A 1,820-nucleotide genomic window follows, 5' to 3' on the forward strand; every position below is an offset into this window, starting at 1 on the left:
CGCCGTCGTCGCGGCCACGGCCGTCGGGTCGTCGACGAACACGCGGGCGATCGGCTCCGCGGCGATAACCACCGCGACGGACGCGAGGACGTACACGACTGCCGAGAGCCGGATCACGTCGCGGCCGTACGCCGTCGCCAGCGACTCCTCGCCGGCACCGAGCCGCTTCCCGACGAGCGTACTGGCCGCGATCGAGAACCCCCAGCTGAAGCTGCCGAGTAGGGCTCTGACCCGTCGGCCGACTTCGAGCGCCGCGACTGTGACGGAGCCGAAGGACGCGGCGACCCACAACAACGGGAACACGACGACGCCCTCGGCGACTCGCCGGGCCATGAGCGGCGTGGAGACGCGAAGGAGGTCCCGAGCGAGGTCGGCGTCGAACCATGGCCCATCGCGTCCGACGGGGACCGGTGACGCCCCGCGTCCGAAGTACGACCGACCGGTCATTCCCCACGCGAGGACGACGGCGACCGCGGCGATCGACACCGCAGTGCCGATACCGGCCCCCAACACGCCCAGCCCGGCACCGAGGACGAACACGGCGGTCAACACGACGTTCAACAGCGCACCCCCGGCGCGAACGACCATCGGGGTGAACGTGTCCCCGACGCCCGCGTACGTGCGGCTCGCGATCATGTTGAAGAACTCGAAGGCGAGTGCGGGCGCGGTGACGACGAGGTAGACCACGCCGAACCGCAGGGCGTCGCCCTCACCGCCGACCAGCGCGATGAGCGGTTCCGCGAACCAAACGAACCCGACGACGATCGGTATCACGAGCAGTACCGACACGAGGAGGGACTGCTTGACGACGCGTGCCGCCCGGTCGGGTCGGTCGCCGCCGTAGTTCTGCGAGACCAGCGAAACCGTGCCGCCGGCGAGGCCGATCGAGAGGAACTTCGCGAGCTGCCAGTACGCGAACGCGAACGCGAGCCCGGCGACCGCGTTCGCGCCGAGCGCGATCCCGATGATCGCGAGGTCCACCGTGTTCTTCGACATGATCGCGAAGCCGGTGACGATCCGCGGCCACGCCAACTCGAGCGTCTCGTCGAGCCGTTCCCGGTCGATGACGCCGGCACGGTCGAGGACCTCGGCGACAGCAGCTCCGAGGGCGACGAGAGCGACGTGGAGTCGAGCGGCCCAGCGCCGGGGACGCGAACGCATTACGTTCGGTACGGGTGTCGCCGGCTTGTGTCTGTCCGTCGCGGCACCCTAAGGGGTCGTGGCGACCCGCGCCCTTCCGATCCGACGAGTGGCCGCACGAGAGGTCGGAAAGCGCAACACGTTTGTCTGACCTCCGAATGGTACCATACATGAATCAGCCCGCGTGGCGGACGTATCTCGTAACGAGCGCCGCAGATTCCGCCGGTCGGGACACCGAACGGATCGTCGCGGACGCGCTGGCAGGCGGGGTCGACGCCGTCCAGCTCCGCGAGAAGGGGACCGACGCGATCGAGCGGTATCGCCTCGGGAAGCGGCTCCGCGAACTGACCGCCGAGGCCGGCGTTCCGCTCGTCGTCAACGACCGGATCGACCTCGCGGCCGCGATAGACGCCGACGGCGTCCATCTCGGCCAGTCGGACCTCCCGGCGGCCGTCGCGCGCGAGCAGCTCGGCCCGGACGCGGTGATCGGCGTCTCGACGTCGACGGTCTCGGAAGCGCGTGCCGCCGAAGCGGCCGGCGCGGACTACCTCGGCGTCGGTGCGGTGTACGCCACCGGCTCGAAGGACGTCCCGGACGAGGAGAACGGTATCGGCACCGAGCGTGTCGCGGCGATCGCCGACGCGGTAGCTATCCCGGTGATCGGGATCGGGGGCATCGAC

Annotated in this window: 2 protein-coding genes; one reads left to right on the forward strand and one right to left on the reverse strand. The window is 70.1% G+C overall.

The window, feature by feature from the left end:
* Positions 1-1,161, reverse strand: a 1,161-nt coding sequence (locus ACFQEU_RS15360) for an MATE family efflux transporter (RefSeq protein WP_379783577.1), incomplete at its 3' end; no start/stop codon positions are given.
* A gap of 149 nt (positions 1,162-1,310) precedes the next feature.
* Here ACFQEU_RS15360 and thiE point away from each other — a divergent pair.
* On the forward strand, positions 1,311-1,820 hold a 510-nt coding region (gene thiE / locus ACFQEU_RS15365), incomplete at its 3' end, for a thiamine phosphate synthase (protein WP_379783579.1).

It is taken from the genome of Halorubrum tibetense, from assembly GCF_042661865.1.
In the GTDB taxonomy this organism is placed as follows: Archaea; Halobacteriota; Halobacteria; order Halobacteriales; family Haloferacaceae; genus Halorubrum; species Halorubrum tibetense.